The organism is Streptococcus sp. 27098_8_186 (genome assembly GCF_041432055.1).
Taxonomy (GTDB): Bacteria; Bacillota; Bacilli; order Lactobacillales; family Streptococcaceae; genus Streptococcus; species Streptococcus dentalis.
Genome location: NZ_JAPVYV010000002.1, coordinates 253,229 through 273,402, shown reverse-complemented (window position 1 = coordinate 273,402; position 20,174 = coordinate 253,229). Strand labels below are relative to the sequence as shown.

At 40.6% G+C, this 20,174-nt stretch carries 23 protein-coding genes and 1 tRNA gene; all 24 read right to left on the bottom strand.

What is annotated here, in order from left to right:
* Positions 1–8: 8 nt before the first annotated feature.
* Positions 9–96 (bottom strand) — tRNA-Ser (locus O3602_RS04180).
* Between the two features lie 290 nt (positions 97–386).
* Positions 387–734: a hypothetical protein gene (locus tag O3602_RS04175; RefSeq protein WP_371611204.1), complete on the bottom strand. Its 348-nt coding sequence runs from the start codon at positions 732–734 to the stop codon at positions 387–389.
* A 187-nt stretch (positions 735–921) separates the two neighbouring features.
* A complete protein-coding gene (locus O3602_RS04170; RefSeq protein WP_371611203.1) occupies positions 922–1,125 on the bottom strand; it encodes a hypothetical protein in 204 nt (67 codons plus the stop codon).
* Between the two features lie 32 nt (positions 1,126–1,157).
* Positions 1,158–1,904: a CHAP domain-containing protein gene (locus tag O3602_RS04165; RefSeq protein ID WP_371611202.1), complete on the bottom strand. Its 747-nt coding sequence runs from the start codon at positions 1,902–1,904 to the stop codon at positions 1,158–1,160.
* Between the two features lie 9 nt (positions 1,905–1,913).
* Complete coding sequence (locus O3602_RS04160; RefSeq protein WP_371611201.1) at positions 1,914–2,243, bottom strand: phage holin; 330 nt, start codon at positions 2,241–2,243, stop codon at positions 1,914–1,916.
* Positions 2,227–2,691, bottom strand: a complete 465-nt coding sequence (locus O3602_RS04155; RefSeq protein ID WP_021152947.1) for a phage holin family protein — start codon at positions 2,689–2,691, stop codon at positions 2,227–2,229. Before O3602_RS04155 ends, O3602_RS04160 begins: the two co-directional genes overlap by 17 nt.
* 18 nt (positions 2,692–2,709) lie before the next feature.
* Complete coding sequence (locus O3602_RS04150; protein WP_371611200.1) at positions 2,710–3,381, bottom strand: hypothetical protein; 672 nt, start codon at positions 3,379–3,381, stop codon at positions 2,710–2,712.
* The gene (locus O3602_RS04145) at positions 3,381–3,602 is read right to left on the bottom strand and encodes a hypothetical protein (protein ID WP_070666157.1); all 222 of its coding nucleotides are present in this window, start codon (positions 3,600–3,602) and stop codon (positions 3,381–3,383) included. Before O3602_RS04145 ends, O3602_RS04150 begins: the two co-directional genes overlap by 1 nt.
* 13 nt (positions 3,603–3,615) lie before the next feature.
* A complete protein-coding gene (locus O3602_RS04140) occupies positions 3,616–7,782 on the bottom strand; it encodes a phage tail spike protein (protein ID WP_371611199.1) in 4,167 nt (1,388 codons plus the stop codon).
* A 32-nt stretch (positions 7,783–7,814) separates the two neighbouring features.
* Positions 7,815–8,540 (bottom strand): phage tail protein, encoded by a 726-nt coding sequence (locus O3602_RS04135; RefSeq protein WP_070666163.1) that lies wholly within the window; start codon positions 8,538–8,540, stop codon positions 7,815–7,817.
* Positions 8,534–11,626, bottom strand: coding sequence for a phage tail tape measure protein (locus tag O3602_RS04130; protein ID WP_070666165.1), 3,093 nt, complete (start codon positions 11,624–11,626; stop codon positions 8,534–8,536). The genes O3602_RS04135 and O3602_RS04130 overlap by 7 nt, the downstream gene beginning before the upstream one ends.
* A gap of 278 nt (positions 11,627–11,904) precedes the next feature.
* Positions 11,905–12,303, bottom strand: a complete 399-nt coding sequence (locus O3602_RS04125; protein ID WP_195422997.1) for a hypothetical protein — start codon at positions 12,301–12,303, stop codon at positions 11,905–11,907.
* 15 nt (positions 12,304–12,318) lie between these two features.
* A complete protein-coding gene (locus O3602_RS04120) occupies positions 12,319–12,891 on the bottom strand; it encodes a major tail protein (protein WP_070666171.1) in 573 nt (190 codons plus the stop codon).
* Positions 12,892–12,902: 11 nt separating this feature from the next.
* On the bottom strand, positions 12,903–13,226 hold the full coding sequence (locus O3602_RS04115; protein ID WP_342986896.1) for a hypothetical protein: 324 nt from the start codon (positions 13,224–13,226) through the stop codon (positions 12,903–12,905).
* Positions 13,223–13,582, bottom strand: coding sequence for an HK97 gp10 family phage protein (locus O3602_RS04110; protein WP_342986897.1), 360 nt, complete (start codon positions 13,580–13,582; stop codon positions 13,223–13,225). The genes O3602_RS04115 and O3602_RS04110 overlap by 4 nt, the downstream gene beginning before the upstream one ends.
* Positions 13,579–13,878: a phage head closure protein gene (locus O3602_RS04105; RefSeq protein WP_070594920.1), complete on the bottom strand. Its 300-nt coding sequence runs from the start codon at positions 13,876–13,878 to the stop codon at positions 13,579–13,581. Before O3602_RS04105 ends, O3602_RS04110 begins: the two co-directional genes overlap by 4 nt.
* A gap of 1 nt (position 13,879) precedes the next feature.
* Positions 13,880–14,146: a hypothetical protein gene (locus O3602_RS04100; RefSeq protein WP_049522677.1), complete on the bottom strand. Its 267-nt coding sequence runs from the start codon at positions 14,144–14,146 to the stop codon at positions 13,880–13,882.
* Between the two features lies 1 nt (position 14,147).
* Entirely contained in the window at positions 14,148–14,486 is a 339-nt protein-coding gene (locus O3602_RS04095; RefSeq protein ID WP_371611198.1) for a hypothetical protein, read from the bottom strand.
* Positions 14,487–14,497: 11 nt separating this feature from the next.
* Positions 14,498–15,670 (bottom strand): phage major capsid protein, encoded by a 1,173-nt coding sequence (locus O3602_RS04090; protein ID WP_371611197.1) that lies wholly within the window; start codon positions 15,668–15,670, stop codon positions 14,498–14,500.
* Entirely contained in the window at positions 15,667–16,245 is a 579-nt protein-coding gene (locus tag O3602_RS04085; protein ID WP_371611196.1) for an HK97 family phage prohead protease, read from the bottom strand. Before O3602_RS04085 ends, O3602_RS04090 begins: the two co-directional genes overlap by 4 nt.
* Complete coding sequence (locus O3602_RS04080) at positions 16,232–17,434, bottom strand: phage portal protein (protein WP_049522673.1); 1,203 nt, start codon at positions 17,432–17,434, stop codon at positions 16,232–16,234. The genes O3602_RS04085 and O3602_RS04080 overlap by 14 nt, the downstream gene beginning before the upstream one ends.
* A 20-nt stretch (positions 17,435–17,454) precedes the next feature.
* Positions 17,455–19,230 (bottom strand): terminase large subunit, encoded by a 1,776-nt coding sequence (locus tag O3602_RS04075; RefSeq protein WP_371611195.1) that lies wholly within the window; start codon positions 19,228–19,230, stop codon positions 17,455–17,457.
* The gene (locus O3602_RS04070; RefSeq protein ID WP_021152929.1) at positions 19,223–19,612 is read right to left on the bottom strand and encodes a P27 family phage terminase small subunit; all 390 of its coding nucleotides are present in this window, start codon (positions 19,610–19,612) and stop codon (positions 19,223–19,225) included. Before O3602_RS04070 ends, O3602_RS04075 begins: the two co-directional genes overlap by 8 nt.
* 171 nt (positions 19,613–19,783) lie before the next feature.
* Complete coding sequence (locus O3602_RS04065) at positions 19,784–20,116, bottom strand: HNH endonuclease (protein ID WP_371611194.1); 333 nt, start codon at positions 20,114–20,116, stop codon at positions 19,784–19,786.
* Positions 20,117–20,174 lie beyond the last annotated feature (58 nt).

Genomic DNA, 20,174 nt, shown 5'->3' with positions numbered 1-20,174 from the left:
CTCAACAACGGAAGACATGGGATTCGAACCCACGCACGCTTTTACACGCCTACCGCGTTTCCAACACGGCCTCTTAAGCCTCTTGAGTAATCTTCCATGAATAAAAAATATGGAGCCGGTGGGAGTTTCTAAAACTCAATTATATAGCTTTTTTTAGGTTTTAGGGTCTGTTTTAGGTACTGACTTCTAAAACTCCACAAGTTCATTTCTCACATTGTTAGTTTAGCATAGCTTCCAAGAAAGTTCAAGTTTTATTTTTCATCTTAGACATAAAAGGAAGTCATTTAATAGGAAAAGATTTTTTTGATAGTTGTTTGAGGTTATAACAGACAATATTTGAAATGTCTGTTATAACAGAAAAAACCCTCCATTTTGGAGGGTGAAAACTATGCTTTATTTTCTAGCGCTTGAACTCGTGAAACGATAGCTGCAAGCTCTTCTTTTGAAGCGAAAATATTTTCTGCTTGATGGCCAGTGATGAATGAATCACCGCCATTTTTTAGTTTTTCATCTATCAGGTCATCAATTCCAAGTTCTAGATGTTTATCCTTGATGTTAGTTGTCATCTGAGATTGAAGGGCACTATAAGTCACAAATGTTTGATACGATTGATCTGATGTCAAATAATTAGTTAGGTCAACCGTCCCTGAATGTGTTTGAGGCCTGTTTTCTAGTGCTTCAATTCTCTTGATGATTTGGCTGTCGTTGGTTGGTTGAATTTGATGTGTAGCCATGTATTTAGCTATTTCTTCCTGAATGTTGACTTTATCAATTTCAATAATGTTGCTTACTTGATAATTTTCAATTGATTGAATTATATCTATTTTAGCGCTCTTGTCACTAGGGAAAATAAAGCCATCACATTCAACCTCAACTTGATAGATGCCGGCTGGTAGAATTTTTTCAAGTTTGAACTGAATTTTAGAATTTTTCTACAACAGCATCAATTGTCTTTTTCCCTTTTGCGTTTGCTATTTTTATCTTAGCATTTTTACCATCAAGAGAGTTGACTTTGTTGCCACCGTAGTCTAATAATTCATATTCAAATATAGATGAGGAGTCACCTTGTTTGATGACTTCCCCACCTTTTGTCTGTTTCAGATTAGTTGAATTTTTTCCGATCATCTAAATCCTCTTATTCTACAAATCACAGAGATCTATTTAAAAGATCCAAAGTCTGTGATGCGTTGCCCGTTTTCGGATTGTCCTACAGCTACATATCTACGATTTCCGGAACCGCCAATGTAAGAGATCCAAATGTAGCCATCATTGTCAATCCATCCATCATAATTGATTTCTTGACCTACACTATACACAGCTACAATCTCAGCTCCAAGGCCGGCTTCAGCTCGCACATTTAGAGCAGATACTTCAACAGTGAATGTTCCTGTTTCTGGATTGAATCCATTTGATTCAATTGTCAATGGTTCTGATGGCTCTGGTTGTTCAAATGTCACAGATGTGTCATCAGTTGGGAAATAGAACCATCCAACAATTCCATCAAAATTGCGTGTGTTGTATCGGGCTGGACCTCCTACATACAGAGAGTCAGCATTTCCATCAATGTTCTGTTCAATGGTTTTCATAGTGACTCCATCGCTGTCCTCAATTACAATTCCTGTGTGACCATAAGGATGGCCATATAGGTAAGTTGTATCCATGACAAAGATGGCTCCTGCTCGTGGGTTGACTCCTATTGCATCGTATACTACTTCATATCCTAACCCAGCGGCTGAATTAAGTAGGTCAATAGCATTGCCCCAGAGAGCTTTCCCAAAGAAGTTGATAGAAATTGAATTTGGTAGGTCCACACATTGGGTTCCGTATGCACCATCTGCATCAGCTCCCACACCTTGATTTGCCAAAGATTCTGCATAATTTAGAATGTCATTTAGTGTTGCCATTTTAGAACCTCATTTCTTCCATTGTTCATTTGCTTTTTTGACAGCAGCCTCAATGAATGTGTTTAATTGGTCATTAGTCAAATTGATGTTATATGCTTCTAGTCCCTCAATCAAGCTAGTTTTAGCATGCTCCATCTTGTCCTTGCCATGAATGTCCAATGTTCCTGCAACTTGTTCAGTGGCATTCACAGCGTTATTTGCAAGGATTTCAGCAACTTCAAGAGCTTTCTTTCCTCCACGAGTTAAGAGATACTTCTTGATTGCCTGAACAACAATTCCGACCAAAATTACAAGAATGCTCATTGCGCTACTTGTTACAATATCAGTGATTTGATTCATTTTTCTTTTCTCCTTTTTTGATTAGCTTACTAGGCTCTTCCAAGCCATCTTTTAACTGAAATTTCTCATGATCAATATTTTGTTTCACAAGACGATCTAGACCAGGTATTTCAACCCCTAAAGCTGAAAGGCTGGCAAGAATGCTGGAACCGTATGCTGCCATCATTGCGACAATGAAGGCATCAACTACAGGGCCAAGATTCATATATAAAGCGAATGGATATCCAATGGCTGTAATTAAAATCATAGCTGTGTGACTTACTAGCCCTTTCCTCCATTTTCTACTTGAGAACTCATGATAGGCCCATGCTCTAGCTACACCTAAAACGATATCTAGAGCCACAATGGCCATCAAGAGAAATACAATCATGTGTTCATCAATTCCGTGATCATAAAAATCACGTACTACTTCAATAATTCCAAAGATTCCATCTGGTTCTTGATACATCAATCACACTCCTATCAATTAAGATTCAGGCTGTGCTACTGGTTGAGTCTCAAGGTCTCCTGATGGCTTGTTTTGCTTCTCTTCTTTGGGAACTTCCCAATTGTAGATTGCCAGTTTCCCATTTTGGAGAAGTGGGCCTTTCAAGTCTTTGATGGATTCGCCATTGTAGGTGAAATCATAGTTGACTTGAACAAGAACACGTTTCCCTTCACTGAATTTTTCAGTGTGGTCTGGATCAATCAAGGTGAAGATGTCATGTTGCTTGTAGGTCTTGCCTACTTGAGCAGCTTCCACAAGCTCAAGCGCTCGCTTGTAGAGAGTTGGATCAAGTGGATTGTCTTGATTGGTCACAGCTACAAGGACAGACCAATCAGCAAGAGCTTTGTTATTTTGAATTAGGACATCTTTCTTTTCGTTCTCTTGAGTGAGTTCTTGAATCTTCTGAATAGCGTTCTTATTGGCATCAACAGACTTGTCAAGCTCTTTCTTGAGTGCCACGATAGCTCCGGAAGGGTCTAGTTCCATCCGTACAAGGTTTAGAACAGCTTCCACAAGGGTTGATTCTTCATCTCCCATGCGGTTATTTGGAAGGGATTCTTCAAATACCCGGTAAGGGTAATCTTGCTTGATGGAAACCTTTGTGGCATTAGCTACTGGATCATAGGATTTGAACTGTACTTTATAATTCATTAAGCATTTACCTCATTTTTATTCTTAACTTCTTCAAATAGGTCCTTCAAATCTTTGTCAGATTCTAGGACAGAGCGATAGATTTCTAGCTCTTGTGTGAGCTGATCTAGTTTTTCTTGTAGGTAAGTACATCGAGCTTTAAACTCAATCTCTCCGAGTGTTTTGTCGCCTAATTGCTTGTTTAATTCAGCAATCATAGCTAGTAGAATATTTTCGTTCATGTTAATTTCCTTTCTATTTAAAGCCATATTTATTGATGAGATTTGATTTTATATGATTTTGAACAGCTCCATTTTTTAGATCCCAACCATAACGAGCGAGAATACCAAAACAAGTCAAGATATCCCATAGATAGCCTCCTACATTTTGTGATCCTTTCCCAATAAATAGATCATCTATATAAGCTTTGCTAAAATGTTTATCGCCACGCCCTAAATTATGTTTAACGCCTTTTTCATTCATTGGAATCAAATAGCTATTTCCATCTTTAGTATTATTGTGAATAATCCAAGGACTTCTATACTGACCATTTGCATAGAATATGATTCGATCACCAACAAGTTCGTACAAAGATTCTTTTACATCATTCTTCGCTCCTGACCACAAGCGCATCCCAGCAAATGTTCCATTTTCTGTATTTTCAGTTTTGTCTTGATTTGTTCCTATGACGATTCTGGCAGCCTTATTGTCTCTTAGATACTCACCAATAAGACCAACTTGGTTAAATTTGATAAATTGTGAGGAGCTTGTATCATCGATTCTTCGAATTGTGCCAGTATTTGAAAATAGATTGATAGTCCCGTTATCTAAGTCAAATACTGTAGCCCCGTTGTTGGCACTCAATCGTCCACCTTGAATTCTTTCAGCAGCAATCTTGATGGAATTCAACTCAGTAATAAAAGCCTGTTGTGAAATCAGTTCTCTAATAAAAGCTTGATTTGATACAAATTTGTTGATCATGGCTGAATCTACTAACAACTTATCTGCTGTGACTGCATTGCTGGCCAGAATTTGAGTGGTTACTGATCCAGATTCCATGTGACCAGTTCGGACGCTCTGAGAAGCCAGATGCCTGCTTGTGATGGATCCATCAACTACCATGTCACCTTTAACCTTGATCAATTGAGCGATCAAGGCAATGGCTTCTGGTTCTTGTACAAGCAATGAACTGATGGTCCTTCCGTTGATGCTCTTACCTGTACCAAACGAAATTTGACCATCTGTGATATTAATGTCTGTTTTCTTGAGAACTCCATCGAATTGGCTGACAATTGTTGATATTTGCCCGTTGACTGTTTGCTGATAGTTAGCAAAGCGCCCGTTGATGCTGTCCTTGAAATCATCTAACTTGTCATTGAGGACAGAATTTTGACTAGATAATTTCTTGTTTGTCTCATCTGCTTGAGTTGCCAGTTTGACATCTGTTGAGTGTGCTTGCTCTTCAATTTTGGTTGTAAGTGACTGTTCCTGAGTTGCAAGCTTATTGTTTAGACCTTCTGTTGCATATCTCAGATTATTCCCAAACTCAGTTGAGAATGTTGAGAATTGACCATCAACAGTCTGCTTGTATTCAGCAAGTTTGCTCTCAATTCGTGAGTTGATTGTGTCCAAGCTGTTAGGCTTGTATGGAGGTACTTTTGGCCCTTTGACCAATATTGGTTTGCGAATCCAAAAGTGTGCATTGTTGACTGCATAGAAGTATAGTGGAAAACTTCCAGAGGTATCAAATTCAAAATCAGTTGCTAGGAATGTGAACTCAGCTTTCAGCCATGTGTTTTTTGCTGTTGTTTTATCTGCAAAACTCTTCCCAAATACTTGCTTATTATTTGAATGTCGTTTGAGTGTAACTGCTATTCCTTTATCACATTCAACATCACTTCTCACTTGATATTCAAAACCTAATGAATAGTATTCACCTTGAGTCATCTTATTGATATACAGTGGGAATGTTGGACCTGCAAATGTATAAGAATTTGCAGGAGATCCGGAAACTTTCATTTTGAAAATCCCGTTTTCTACGGACGTAATTCTGGTTGTGCCATTGTTGGGTGCTGTATATTCAGTTAAGCTGTCAGCTAATTTCACAAGGTTTTCTTGGTCAATCTGACTTCCTAGAGCTTCGATCCTTCTTGTGATCCCCTCAGAATCTTCTGTGTACTTATTCTTAGAAATGTAATTCTCAGATAGATTCTCACGAATTGTCTTCAGGGTATTGCTTGTTTGCTCTTCTGTATAGCGTTTTAGCCTAGATTCAAGGATTCCACTCTCTCCAGTGTACTGTTCAAGTGCTGTGATTTGTGTTTTAAGTCCTTTTGCGGTACGTTCAAATGATGCTGAAGCGTTTGTGACAATAGCTTCTTGATCTTCTGGAGCAGGTCCTGCATCTGTTCTGGTATTGCTTTGTGTTAGCTCTACCCTCTTGAATGAAATTGAGCCTGCTTCACTATAGCCAATAATGATGCGCCAGAAATCAAACTCATCGCTTTTTTCTAGCGCTGGAACAGAAACTTTGTACAATTTCCATTCATCAGTCAATTGAAATTGGGCATAGATTCTTTCTGGATTGTCGCCAGCTTTTCTATTCTCACGCAAGGAAGCCCACATTGTTCCAGATCCACTATTTCTTTTAGCATAGAACGAAAGCGTGTAAGGCTCACCTTTTTCTAGATAATCCAGAGCAGTTGTTTTTGAAGTAGCCCAACTTGGTGCAGTGCTAGAGAATAGCTGCGCTTGCTTCCAAGTGTTTGTATTGCCTGTGATGGTATAAACACCATTCTCTGATGTACCAGTTGAATCACTTGAATCACCGTGAGCAAAAAACCACAAACCACGAGTGAAATCATAGTCTTCAGCGTAGTTTCTTGAACCTACTTTCAGACTTGTGAACTCTTCTTTGATACCATTTACTGTCTGCTCGACATAAGAGCGATCTGCTTTGCCAGCTGTGACATTGGTCAGGTCAGAGATAGCTTTTTCAGTTGTCTGCTCAAAGCGTGATTGTGCGCCTTTTAAGTCAGTGAATTGGCTTTCTGTAGACTGTTTGAATTTATCAACTAGCTCTTTGACTTCAACATCTTTTTCAATGAGCTTTTCAGTTGTAGTCTTTAAGCCTTCCATCGTCACTTCAATGCCATTGTATTGAGCTTTGAACTCTTCTACAATTTCAGTTTTGTTCTTCTGGTTAGCAGCATTGATCTTCTCAGTGACTTGCGCTGAGATTTCTTCTTTGACTACTTCAGCCTGAGCCTTGGCTTCCTCAATGCCATCTGTGATCTCTTGTTTCAAGGCTCCTGCTTTGTCTTCAAAGACCCTGTTGGCATTATCAACCAATACTTTCAATTTCTTGTAGTATTCATCATCCTCTTGAGTTTTTTGGACTGTATCAAGGATTTCAGATGCTACATCAGAAATTCCATTTGAGCCTGACATGCCTCCACCGTGGCCAGCCTTGTCATCGAATGTAAGAGAGATATACTCTTCTGACAGAGCATCAAAGACATAGCCCACAGCTTTTTTCTTCAACATGACATCATGCTTCAAGCTCATGATGGTCACTGTGTCACCAAGATGCACAGTTTGACCATCTAGCTCATAAGCTTCAACTTTGATCTGATCAGTGGACTTGTCAATGTCACCATTCTTGAATTTGGCTTCACCCCATTTTCTCAATTCTTCCTCTGTAGTAAGATCATTGTTCTCATACTCAGCTTCATTGATATAAGGATAATTGCCAATGAGGGGGCTGTCCACAGTGACTTTCAGAACCGTGTCTTCTTCTGCTCCCTCTGGCTTGAAGGTTGATTTCAGATGCAGTCTTGTGATGATGCTTGAACTGCTCTTATTCCGTTCATACTGCTTCAAGTTTTGATGCGTAGTAATAACCACACCACGATCAATTCCCCGACTCTTTGGAATGTCAATCAGGAAGTTGTCACGGATCATCTCACCTTCCCAAGCACCTACAATGGAATGTTTTCCATCCATCAGGATCTTATAGAGCGTTTCATCCTCTGTGGTGTTGAAGGTTCTATTGTCCATAATGTTACTTGTGAATGAAAATTTTCCAAGTGGTGTCTTGACTGCTGAAATCATAGCATTCAAGGCGATTTGACAGGTTGAGTTTGAAACCTTGATAGGACGAACAGAGCGCTTGAAGATGTCTTCTGTGATGTGCTGGCAAGTCAGGTTCACTGTGTCATCTTGCTCGCTGATTTCCTTGATCCGGAACAATTGCCGGCCAGTGACAGGAGTTGGGGCGATGATGAGCATGTCTTCCTGAAATTTCTTATAAATTTCAGTGTCTGTGATTGGATAGTCAACCTTGAGTGTGTAGCTCTCATTGGTTACTTCTTCAACTTCTGCTTTTGTTGCTTCATGGAGTGGTTGCCCATTCCATTTCACTGTTTGAACATTTCTGTCTAATAGATATAGAATTATAACCACCCCCAATTAGTTTCGAAGACAAGTGATTGAATACCTGGCCCTAAAACCACACCAACAGTCTTCTGGCCTTGGTTAGCGTCAATTGTGATGAAGTCTCCTGACCACTTCACCAGATTCCCTTTCTTGTCAAGGAAACTTGGATTCTGTGGATCATTCACCATCACAGCGCTATCAGATAGTTGCTCAAGCTTGATGGTTTGTTTCCCAACCGTGAAGCTAGTCTCAGATGAGCTGGTCCCTCTAATTGTGATTTTAGGGAACGCAAGTGAGCTACCTTGCAGCCTGAGAACACCATTTGAGGTAAGAGTTTGAACATCGTTGTTCTTCATGTATTTTGTAGGGTGACAAATGAATGTCACCTCTAAAGAATACATTTTAGTTTTATCTCTCTGAGTGTCAGACACCTTTGTCTGATAACAGAACCATCTTGTGAGCTTGTTCTGTTGATTCTCAAGCCAGAAGTTTCTTTTGGAAAGGAATTGGACAAATTCAAGGACTTGCAATTCTGTTGGGTTGATGAGTTGAAGAGTGTATTTCTTTTCAAACGCTTCTCTGTGAGGATTCGACTGAACAATATATCCACTAACTCCATCATGGCTCAACAGCTTATCCTTTGAGAGACCAACTTGAATTGTAGGACCTTCCAGCACAATCACATCAAATGGAAATGATGAAGTTCCAACTCCATCAATGATCAATTCGTTGTATTTTACCATGCAGGCGCTCCTCTCAATTCTTTCTGTCTTCTCAATTCAGCAGCTATCTTCTGAGATACCTTATTAGCGATCTTCTCAATGTCAGCTTCTTCTCTGATGATATTGTCAGAGATGTTGATATTGATCACGGTTCCTTGTGGGTCCATTGTTTGGGCAATGCCCCGACCAATGGCGCTCAAGTTACGTTCATTCAGTGGTAGGACTGCTTCTTTTCCAGCTTCCCCACCAACCATCAGGCTATTCCCGTTCATGCCAAATGCTGTGGGCTTGGTTAAGATCCCACCTTTGGCATACCAGTCAATTCCAATACTTGGAATCCCTTTACCTTTCAGCCAGTCCATCGGATTCAGCGATCCGCTGGCCTTGAAGTGAGGTAATGGGATGTGTGGCCATTTGAATTGGAAATTGAAGAAACCTTTAATTCCGTCAATGGCTCTTCCTACGAGATCTTTTGCTCCATTGATAGCTGTGTCAATTGTGTCTTTGATCCCATTCCAAATGCTTGAAGCGGTTGAGCTGATATCATTCCAAACTCCTGAAATTGTGCTAGAAATCCCATTGAATACAGTTGAAACTGTTCCTGTGATTCCATCCCAAATCCCAGATAGAGTTGAGCTGATCCCGTTCCAAACAGTTGAAGCCGTACCGGAAATTGTGTCCCAAATTCCAGATAAAATTTGAGCCATTGCATTGAATACAGATTCACAGATACTTTTGATCCCGTTCCAGATATTTTCACCAATACCCTTGATGGTCTCCCAAGCCCCAGACCAATCCCCGTTGATGATCTGCATCACAGTCTTGATGATGCCTAAAACCACGTTGATGGCTGTTTCAACAACAGTTTTGATGGTGTCCCATACTGTAGAAACAATGGTTGAAATATTGTTCCAAGCAGTCTCAATGAATGGTCCAAGAACATTCATGACTGTCGTTACTACTGCTGAAATGGCATTCCAGACGGTCTCTGCTGTCTGTCTGATCAGTTGTTGATTATCATTCCACCATGTTGTCAATGTCCCCCAAATCTCCATAACAAAGCTTGAAATGGCTTGGACAACAGTGTTGATGACTGACATGATAGCATTCCAGACTGTTTCAACAGCGGTCCTGAATCCCTCATTGGTTTCCCACAAGTGCTTGATAACCAAGACTATTCCTGTGACTGCTGCAATAACAGCGGCTATCACTCCAATGATTGGCAATGCAGCAGCTATCAGCCCTCCTATACTTGCTCCTACAGCAACAGCAGCCGCCTGAAGGGCGAGGAAGATTGGGGCAAGTACACCGGCCACTGTTACAATTGTTCCAAAGACTACAACAAAGTTTTTGATGGGCCCAGGTAAGTTGTTGATCCATTCTGCCACTTTCTTGAAGACATCCACAATGATGTCAAGGGCGGGAGCGAATGTTTCAGCGATTGCTCCACCGACCTCAGCCATGACAATTTTCAAGCCATTTTGTGCTGTCGTGAATTTATCAATAGGATCTAGAGTGCTTTCATAAGTTTGTGAAACTAACCCTGCTGACTCTTTAGATGTTTTTCCAAGTTCATCAAAGCTCAAAGCTCCACGCTTGATGGCATCGACCATTTGAGGAGCCTTTTTGGCACCAAAGATCTCCATAGCGATCCCCATTGCTTCAGTCTCTGATTTACTGTTCTTGATTGCTTCAATGGTCTCTTTGAGACCTTCTTTCATGGTCTTTCCTTGCTTGGTGTAGACCCCTGCTGCCTTTGTCATTCCTGACAATGCTGCTGATGAATCAACCCCATGCTGTTCAAGTTGACCAATCAATGTGACAGCTTCATCAAATTCAAGACCAAGCATCTTGATTTGTGGCGCTCCATCTGTTGCTTTCTTCATCAAGTCATCAACAGAAACCCCTGTGGATTGTGCCACATAAGTGGTGCTATCCAGTACATCAGATAGGTAATCAACAGAATATCCGTAGGCTTCCAAGGCTTGCTTGGACTGAATTGTTGCATTCGTGATGTCAGATCCGTTGATTTCTGCAAACTTGAGCATGTCAACAGATGTGGTTTTGAGCGCATCCCCTGTTAGGCCGAATTGGGTGTTAACTTCACCGACTGCATTCCCGATTTTGCTGAAATCAGTAGGCATTTCAGTGGCTATGCCATTGGCAATTCCTTGCATCTGCTCAAGGGACTTTCCACTTGCACCAGTCTTGGTGACAATAGTGTCCATTCCTTCATCAATTTCCCGGAATGCGTCCAGAGCGCTTTTCCCAAAATCAACCAACTTTTGACTGATTTCAGATAACTTCTCAGAGAATTGATTCAGCAATTCAGCTTTCAGAAGCTTATTTGTCTCTTCAAGACCGCTACTAGCTTTCTTCCCTGACTCACCAAGATTCTCCATTTCATTGGAAAGCCCGTTGAAGGCAGCCTTGGACTCATTCAGTTGAGTTTCTAGCTTATTGACTTCTGTCGAGTTCTCACCATACTCTTGTTTTGCAAGAGCAAGCTGTTTCTCAAGATTCTCAACCTGTTGGGCGACAATCTCGCTTTGCTTCCCAATTTTCTGTTCAGCAAGTGCCAGCTTATCTGCTTCACTAGCATTGGAACCCATTTGGCTTTCTTGCAGCTTGAATGAGCTGACAACTTTGTCACCTTCACTTGCAAGGCGCTGTTGCTCGTTTTGAAGCTCTTTCAGTTGTTCACGGTTGGACTTGGTAGCATTCCCATTTCCATCTAATGCCTTATTTACATTCTCAAGCTTATTCTCATAGCCCTTCAGGATGTTCTCTGTCTGGACCACTTCCCGTTGAAATGCACGGTATTGATCAGCTCCAATGTCACCACTTTTGAATTGAGCTTCAACTTGTGCTTGTGCCTGTCTCAATGTTTCCAGTTTTTCCTTGGTAGTTGAGACTTGCTTTTGAAGGACTTCTTGCTTTTGAGCCAATAGGGTCACGTTCCCTGTGTCAAATTTCAGAGCCTTGTCAATGCTCTTCAATTCTTTTGCTGCTTCAATAGAGGCAGAATTTACTTTTTTCAGGGCGTTTTGAAGGGGTTGTGTGTCACCGCCAATTTCAATTTTTATCCCTTTAATATTACCGGCCATGTTTCCTCCTTTCACATAAAAATATAAAGAGCGCCTAAAGGATTCTTGTGATCAATCGTCCATTCATTCGATGAACTTGACCTCAGATTCTTCCTCTCAGCACTCTATTTCAGACTAGAATGAGTCAAAATCTGACTGTGTGGCCTTGCGTGTTTCTGATTTGTTTTCAGTACGCAAATTCACATAATCTGTTTGATAGTCCAGAGCCATTCCAATTGAAATGTGCTTCAGATCATCAATTGTAAGCCCAGTTTCTTTACAGCAAGAAAGATAAGATTCTACTGTAAAGATTTCATCACTGGCTGATTCTGACTCATCTGGTTTTTTTTTGATGTCATCGTATCATTGATCATTTCCATTAGAATTGGAGCAATGTCCTGCAAAGGAAATTCTTCCATTTCCATGAAAAATTGTTCATAAGGCTTGATATGTGGGTTCCCTGATTTGGTGAACACCCAAAACAAGCGATTGAAGAAGGTCATGTCAAAATTAGCCAACATGTTGATGTCAACTTCATTGTTGCCATTCTCAGCCATTTGCATGATATTCTGGTTTGAGATCATTCCAAATAGATCTTGGAAGAAATCTTTCCCAAACTCACTCTTATAAGCGATAGGAGTGTAAGCATTGGTTACAAGCTCATACTCCTTTTCACTAATGGTCACACTCTTACGCATTTAAGGCCTCCTTAATTACAAAGCTTGATTAGGTTCATAGACCTTTTCGAACCATTTCTTATAAACTTCTTGATCATCCGCTGATGTGATGGAACGTTTCACAACTTGGTCACCGGGACGAGGGCTGGCATTGAAGCTCAATTCACGTTCATTCACGTTGGTTCCGTTCTTGGTAGCTGATCCGCTCGATGGGCGACTTGCTGAACAGTAATACATGACATGGCGTGTCTTGTTAGCATCGCCAGCAAATTCAAACATAAGTGCGAAGTTGGTTGTCTTCGCATCTGCTTTTTCTGTGACCACTCCTGTTGTAGAGTCTTTGATGTCGCCCAAAATTTTTGTTGCGAATGCTTCAATGATGTGTGGGACTTTGAATTTACCTTCGTAACCTTCGTTTGAGTTGACGAAGTAATAATCAATGTTATCAGCTTTCACTGATCCTGAATCCCCTTTAGGGTCCAGCGTCAATTCCATCGCTCCAGGGAAGCGGAATACTTGACCATAAGTGATCACTCCTGCTTCGCTGATTGATTGGATTGGTGCCACATGGACATTTTCAAGCCCAAATGTAACTTTGTTTTCAGTCATTTCTTTCCTCCTTAATATAGATAGACTTCATAAGACTTCACAAATAGTCTTTCTGATTCAATAAAATTTTCTTCCTGAACATCATAAAAGAGCTTGTGGCCATTCCACAGCTCTTCTAATCGTTCTTCTAGTTCCTCATCTTTTCTTTCAAAGGCCAATTCTACAGTGACAGAACGGATCTTGTATGATGCTTGATTGTCTGTCCCTGTGATAGATGGCAAGCTTTCAAAATAGACAAGATAAGGCAGCGTGGGAACATTTCCTTCCCTGAATGCCTTATAGGTGACTGGCAAGCCAGCCTGATCCAAAATATCTGCAAACTCTGACAGCTTCATCTTCCAAGCTCCTTCAATTTCTTTTCAAAATTCTCAATAGCATGATCTTCTGCCGGCTTGATGTGTACGATGCCGGAAACCCGTCCCCCGTTCCTCTTTAAGTGGCCAAATTCAAGCAAATGTGGGAGGCGATAATTTGTGTTATGCACCACAAAATTACCTTTCCCCATTTTTGTTTTTTTCCACGATTTGGCATACTTACCACCTTTCGCCCTTGGACTTTTTGGACTTGTGGTTTTTAATTCTTGGACGGCCTCTTCTGCTGTTTCTTCTGATATCTTATCCACTTCTTCTTCAACTTCAGTGGAATACTCTGCTAATGCTTTAGCAATTTGACTGGCTAGATCTTGGCTCATGTCATCTTCTCCACTAAAGTCAATTCAAGGATGTTGAGGTTGATTGGATATGTCTTCAAAATCCGGTACTCTTTACCGCCAAATTCAGCAAATTCCTGATTGTTGTATTCAAAACTGTGAATGTCAACAATCAGATTTGGCCGGATGCCGGCCTGATTGGCTTGGTAAAATTCGGACCGTGTAATAGATTTCTTTTTACAAAAAATTGTAGTCTTTACTTTCTCAGTCAGATCTTGCTTGAGCTTGTCCTTACCTGTAATTTTAAAACCTATCAATGTGATTTCATCATTCCACATCTCACACCTCTTTCTTGGAAGAGATTTGCAGATTGTGCAAGCGCCATTGAAGGTGACGTGGTAAATCAACACCACCTTCATAGCGATAAGCAGCAAAGTCAACAATGAACATTTCATGGTCAGCACGATCTGGAACCAATTCAACACCCAGATTGTTTGTTAATTCGCTGATGACGCTTGAGACAATCTTCTCCAGTGTTTTATCTCGCAAATTTGAAGCAATTCCTAATTTGATTTTAAGTAATTCCACTAACTGACCAGTGTCCATGCTATTCTTCCTCTTTCTTAGTTGCTTTCTTGCGCTTTGGTTTCTCTTCAGTGGCTTCTTCTACTTCTTCAGTAGTTGTTTTCACCTCTTCAGAGGTTTCTTCTACTTCCTCAGTAGTTGTTTCCACCTCTTCAGCAACCTCTTCTGCTTTCTTAGTAGCTTTCTTTACCACTTCATCAGTGATGAAGATTGAACCTGCTGAATTAAAGCCTGTCAAGAGTCCTTTAACAAACTCTTGATCAGGTTCATAGCCTTTGCGTGGAAAGACATCATCAATTTGATATTCATGTTGTTCTTCATCACGCATGTCCTTGAATGGACGGATTACTGTATAGGGCATGTGATACCTCCTTATGCTACAACATCAGTGTATGTGCCAAAGAATCCAGCAGCAGCATCTACTTTCTTAACATCCAAACGGATGAAGAGTCCAAGCAGTTGGCCATAGATGTCATTGTTAACCCATTTAACAGATACTTGAGAACGGTCAAAGAGTTTTACAAATTCTGAAACATCGCCAATAAAGAACTTCATGTCTCCTTCAGCTCCAAAGACTGTATCATCTACTGGATAGATTGTTTTGCCGCCAAATGAGTAGCCTGTAGGTGATGCAACATCCGTTTGGAGCATGTAGCGACCATTTTTGTCTTTCACTTTGTCAAGTGCTGCAAACATTGATTGAGTTACAACAATACTTGCTTTGTAGATTGATTTAAGTTTCTTGTTGTAGATATCCTTGATGCCATCGAATCCAGCAGCATCTGCTTGAGTTGCTGATTTGAGGATGGTAGCGACCAATGACAATTCAGTGTTTTCACCTTGATTGAATACTTCATCTTCTACGATTGACATGATATCGTAGTCTGCATCATCAATCATTTCTTGAGATACAGGAATGTACCCACGGTAAGTCTTGATTGAGTAATCAATTTCGCTGATGCTTGGTTTTCCAAGTTCAGGATTGGCTTTCAATTCTTCAGTTGAAGCCATTTTGCTGTCTGTCTTCTTGATAACTGGATATTTACCAGAACCACTATTTACTTTGACACGTTGGACAAGATCCAAGAGTGGATTGCGTGTCTTTTCAAGGAAGTGAGGTTTTAACACTTCAGTTGGGATCAAAGCAGCGCTTCCAGAGTCAGTTGTTTTAAGACCTTCAATGCCACGAGTTTGACCAGTACGAATGAATTTAGCAATTGCGTCACGTTCTTCCAATTTCTTTCCTCCACGTTGCTCAACATCTTTGAATGTTGGGGCTTTCCGATTTTGTTCGTCAACTTGCTTTTGAAGATCTTCAATTTCTTCTTCAAGTTTTGCTTTTTCTGCTTGTTTCTCTTCTAATTCTTTTTGAAGTTCTTCAAGGCTCTTTTCAACCGTTGAAACTTCTTCTTCAGTTTCAGCACGGTCCAATTTTTCTGCTTCGATTGCAGAACGGTTGTTCAATTCTTCAATTGCTTCTTCCAATTCAACAACTTTATTTGCTTTTGTGCGCATACGTGCGCCCAGAATCAATGCTTTGTTCATAAATTGTATTTCTCCTTAATTTTCATTTTGCGTTTGTTTAACGCTTCAATATTGGCACGTTTCAGACATTCAAAGTCTTTCTTCCGTGCAGCAATTTCAGTCTGTGGATATGCTGGGAATGTGCAAGGACTGACCTCAAAGATTTCAAGCTCTAGCACGGTGTCAAGATAGGAACCATCTTCACGCTCAATGGTATCCACCTTAATGGGCATAAATCCAAAACTGCATCCAACAATATCCCCACGCTGTACACGGGCATAAGCTCCCATAGCGTCTGGATCATTCCTGTTGATGATAATGTCACCATATAGACCTTTGTCATCAACTTTGAGACTCACTGTGCTGTTCCCTGTGCGCCCTAAAACTAGGTTATGATCGTGGTTAAACAATGCACGGATATCAGCATTTTTGATGGCTTCTTCCACTCCTGCACGTTTAATCACTTCAAAATAGCCTGGCCACAGCTCAGTTTCTTCATCGAACCGGATGAAGTAGCCACTCAGAATCAAGTCACCAGATTCTTGTTCTTCTCGTGTCTCAAATTGAGTAGCGATGTAGGAATTACGTTTCTTCACTGGCATTTCCTCCTTCCTTATTTAGTTTGCTCTGATTGCCTAACTCGCCTTGTGGCAGATAGTTTTCAAGAACAATAATTTCATCCATTTCAGGATCCGGAGTCATACCAACCCAATCTCTCCACTCGTTTCTACGCATTGCAGCACTGTTGGTCATTTGTTGGGCCACAGTTGAAAGCTCTGTAATGTCGTAAGAATACAGTGAACGTGGATTGAATTTGAAGTAGCGTGTTGTTGAAGTCAGTAGATCTCTTGTAAGTGTCTGAGTAATCGTTGTTGCGATGCTCATTATTGTGGTATTCACAAAGTTGTTGTATTCTTCTTTGTTGAAATCTCCCACACCTAACACAAAAGCCGGAACACCTAACATTCCAGCTACTGTCTTCTTATCAATTTCTACTGACTCATTCAAAGCTATGTCATTCAAACTTAATGGCTTCACTTGTTCCACTTCCATCAAGGCATCAGGAACAATCCAAGGTTCCCCTGACTGGCTTGTTGTCAAGTATTTCTTAGCGATTTTTTCCCGCCCCTCAACAGTTCCAAGCTCTTCACTGGATGAGTCCACTTTCACAATGAGGCTTGGAACGTTCTTTCCGTTCATGAAGCCCTTCTTGGTCTGTGTAGCCATGTTCAAATTGCGTACAATGTCTTTCAAGGCCAATCTAAAACCGGTCCCAATATAAGGCCGGTCTGGATCAGGATTGATGGCGAAGTGGACCACTTCATCTGGATTGAAATCAGTGTCCCTAAAATGGATCATGTATGTCAGATCATTGCTTATGAACGACACTTCCGACATTGGGAATGGTCTGAGATTGCTGATATAGTCAGTCATTGGATCATATTCCACATGTAGCACAGAATTCCCATCACCAAACAGGAGCAAGTCCCTTACGATCTTGAAGATCCATGATTTTCTTGTCATGTGATCGCAAGGATTGATGTCGATCTTACGGGCTAACCCATCCTTGATTCGTACATCACCGGATTCTGTATTCTCCATGAGCTGGATCGTCATGTTTGAAACCATATCAGCAATTTTATTGACAGCCATGATCACATCTGGATTTCTTGCCAGTGGAATATAGCCATCACCGTCATACATGATGCCAAGATCTGAATTCCCAAAGCTTGTGAACATCGTCTGCGACTTTCCACGCTTGAATAATTTGTCAAAGATTCCCATATTTCTCACCTCCTTTCTATCTAATCAAAGTAAGCCATCACATTCTTATTCTTACCGAGGTTAGCAAGTGCCTGTATACAAGCAAAAACGCTCGCATCAAACAAGTCAATTCTTGCTGTCCCGCCATCCCCGTCCAATTTCTCATACTGGACAGCATCATCTACTTTCTCGATGGCTCTGACATTGCTGACACAGTATTCATAAGCGTCCGAATGTACATAATAAAATTCTTTATTCTTCACTTTCAATTCAATTCTTCTGAATCCCTCTGATTTCAAATAGAATAGCTGAGGTTGGTCAATCATTTTGAATTTGGCTTGTTTCATTTTGAGCATGAACTCTCTACCAAATTTCCTATCCATACCGACAGCAGCAATTTTGAAGCCTTTCTGTCGCATTTCTATGAACCATTTAACAATGTCATCATAAAGGACGGTTGGAGTGTTGCTCATTGTCAGCCATCCATCTGATTGCCATCCAAACAATGGGATGCCATCATCATTGGCTTTCTTCTGAGCATTGACACGAGGGAAGAAAGCGTGTGTGATACAGATATCAACATCTTTTTCACCATCGTTATATACACCATAGAGAGCAGCAGCGGTCAAGTCATGCAGTCTTGAAAGGTCAGCTCCTCCATACCATCGGATAGGAAGTTTTGCAAGCTCCTCAATAGTCCAGTCGTAGCAGTCATCACTGGCAATGAACTCATCTGGATTGAAGTAAGCGTTCATTGAGTTAGTAAAGACATTCAGTGTCTTGTTGAAAAACTCATTTCTGGTCTGTGGGTCATTCAAGGCCTGTTCTGCCTCAGCTCTCAAAGCAGGCATGGACACCGTGACACCCCAAGACGGATTTGCCATCTTCAAAACATTATCATCAAGATAGTCACCAACATCGCCATCCGTTGTCTGATTAGCTTTACAAATAAAGATAAATAAAGCCTCATCCTGCACCAACTGCTTAAGCACTTTCTGACAGTATTTCAAGCGGTTTGCAAGAAATCCAGTAGGAATATCACCAGCCGTTGAGATAACAAAAAGCATACTGTTTCGGTATGCTGACATTGTTTTCTTCATAAGACCATACTTCTTACTATTCCTCATCGTGTGAGCTTCATCAATGACCGTGACATTGCCATTGAGAGAGTCCAAACGGCTCTCATCGTTGGCCAAAGCCTGAATATAGAATGACCCATCATCTCCAAAATTAGCTGTGATAGAGTGTTCTTGGTTATTGTCTTTGATACGGATAGATTTGTCATTCCATCGTTCCACGTTGAACTTGATAAAATTAAAGGCTTCCAGCGCTTGCTTGACGGAGTTGGCTACGATATAGCATTTTGAACCACTATCGGCATCCAAAATCTGATAAAGCAGAGCAATAGCGGCAGTAAAACTGGTCTTGCCGTTTTTCCGTGCCAGCATTATCAAGGCTTCCTTGAACCTACGCTCATTCGTACCAGCGTGATAGAACCCAAAGAGATTTACAACTGTGAAATGTTGCCACGGTTGCAAAATCAAAGGCTTATTACGGATAGACATAGCAAACATGTCATCTCCTTGCTGATGAACAATAGAGTTCTCAATGAAGTGAACTGCAAAATCAACTATATCCTCATCAAGCTCATATGCTGGATTTTCTAAGTCCCTCAAAAAGCGTTCAGCAGCCAAAATCCGTTCTTCGTTATGTTCCTCTTGATAGCTCAGGACATAATCAACATAGGCATTAGCTTTTCCAAGATTGGTTGTAGCGTGGCGAAAATCGGCAAAACGTTTTTCAAAGTCTTTATCCATCTTTCACTCGCCTCTTTTTCAGTTCATTCTTAAACTTTAGAACCTCTGTGAGAACTGATCCATTATCTTGCTCTACAACTTCACCCAATGACTTAGGATTCATCATCAATTGATTAGAATAACTGAGTATGTCTTTCCGTAGGATTTCCATCGCTGTTAGGATGGGGACCTTACGTTCATTCTCAGCTCCTGCCTTGTTAACGTAGACATCTGTTACAGGATAGCCCATATCAGCATAATCCTGAGCAAGTTTCTGATACTGAAATAGCATTCCTGAAAAGATGTCAATGATCATGTCAAATTCTTTGCGATAAGTCCCAAGCTCTTTCATCTGTTTGATGACTTTTGACTTGATTGACTTAGCTGTGACTGGTTTTGCCAAAAACTAGGCCTCCTTCCCAAAATCCCTTTAGTTTTTATCCCCTTTTTGTCTGGAGACCTCCGACTTGGAAAAAGTTCCCTTCACCGGTTCCCAGACGCTCGAAAAAAAATTTTTTCGATGGGGGGGATAATCAAAAAAATTCAAAAATTTAAAAAATGAAAAATTTGATTTTTACAAAATTTCGTTTTTTCGTTTTTTGTAAAAATTCAAAAATTCCTTTTTTCGTTTCTTTTGCCAAAAAATTCCTTGACCAATAACTTTATCATTGGTTCTGTCATGAAAAGTATTGTGTCGCTTGTTAGTAAGAGGCAAACAATTCCATTCTTGGAATTCTAGTTCAGGATATTCGGACACTGGAAAAATATGATGAACCATTTCAGCCGGTTCTGATATTCCATATCTCAAACTCTCTTGACATAGATAATTATATTTCCTTAGAATCTTATCCCTGAACTTCTCCCACTTCCTTGTCTTCAAGGATGGTCTAACTATTTTGTTATACATATATTCTCCTCATGCAAAAAGGACAGCCAATCTCTTTGGTCTGTCCCTCTCATACTTG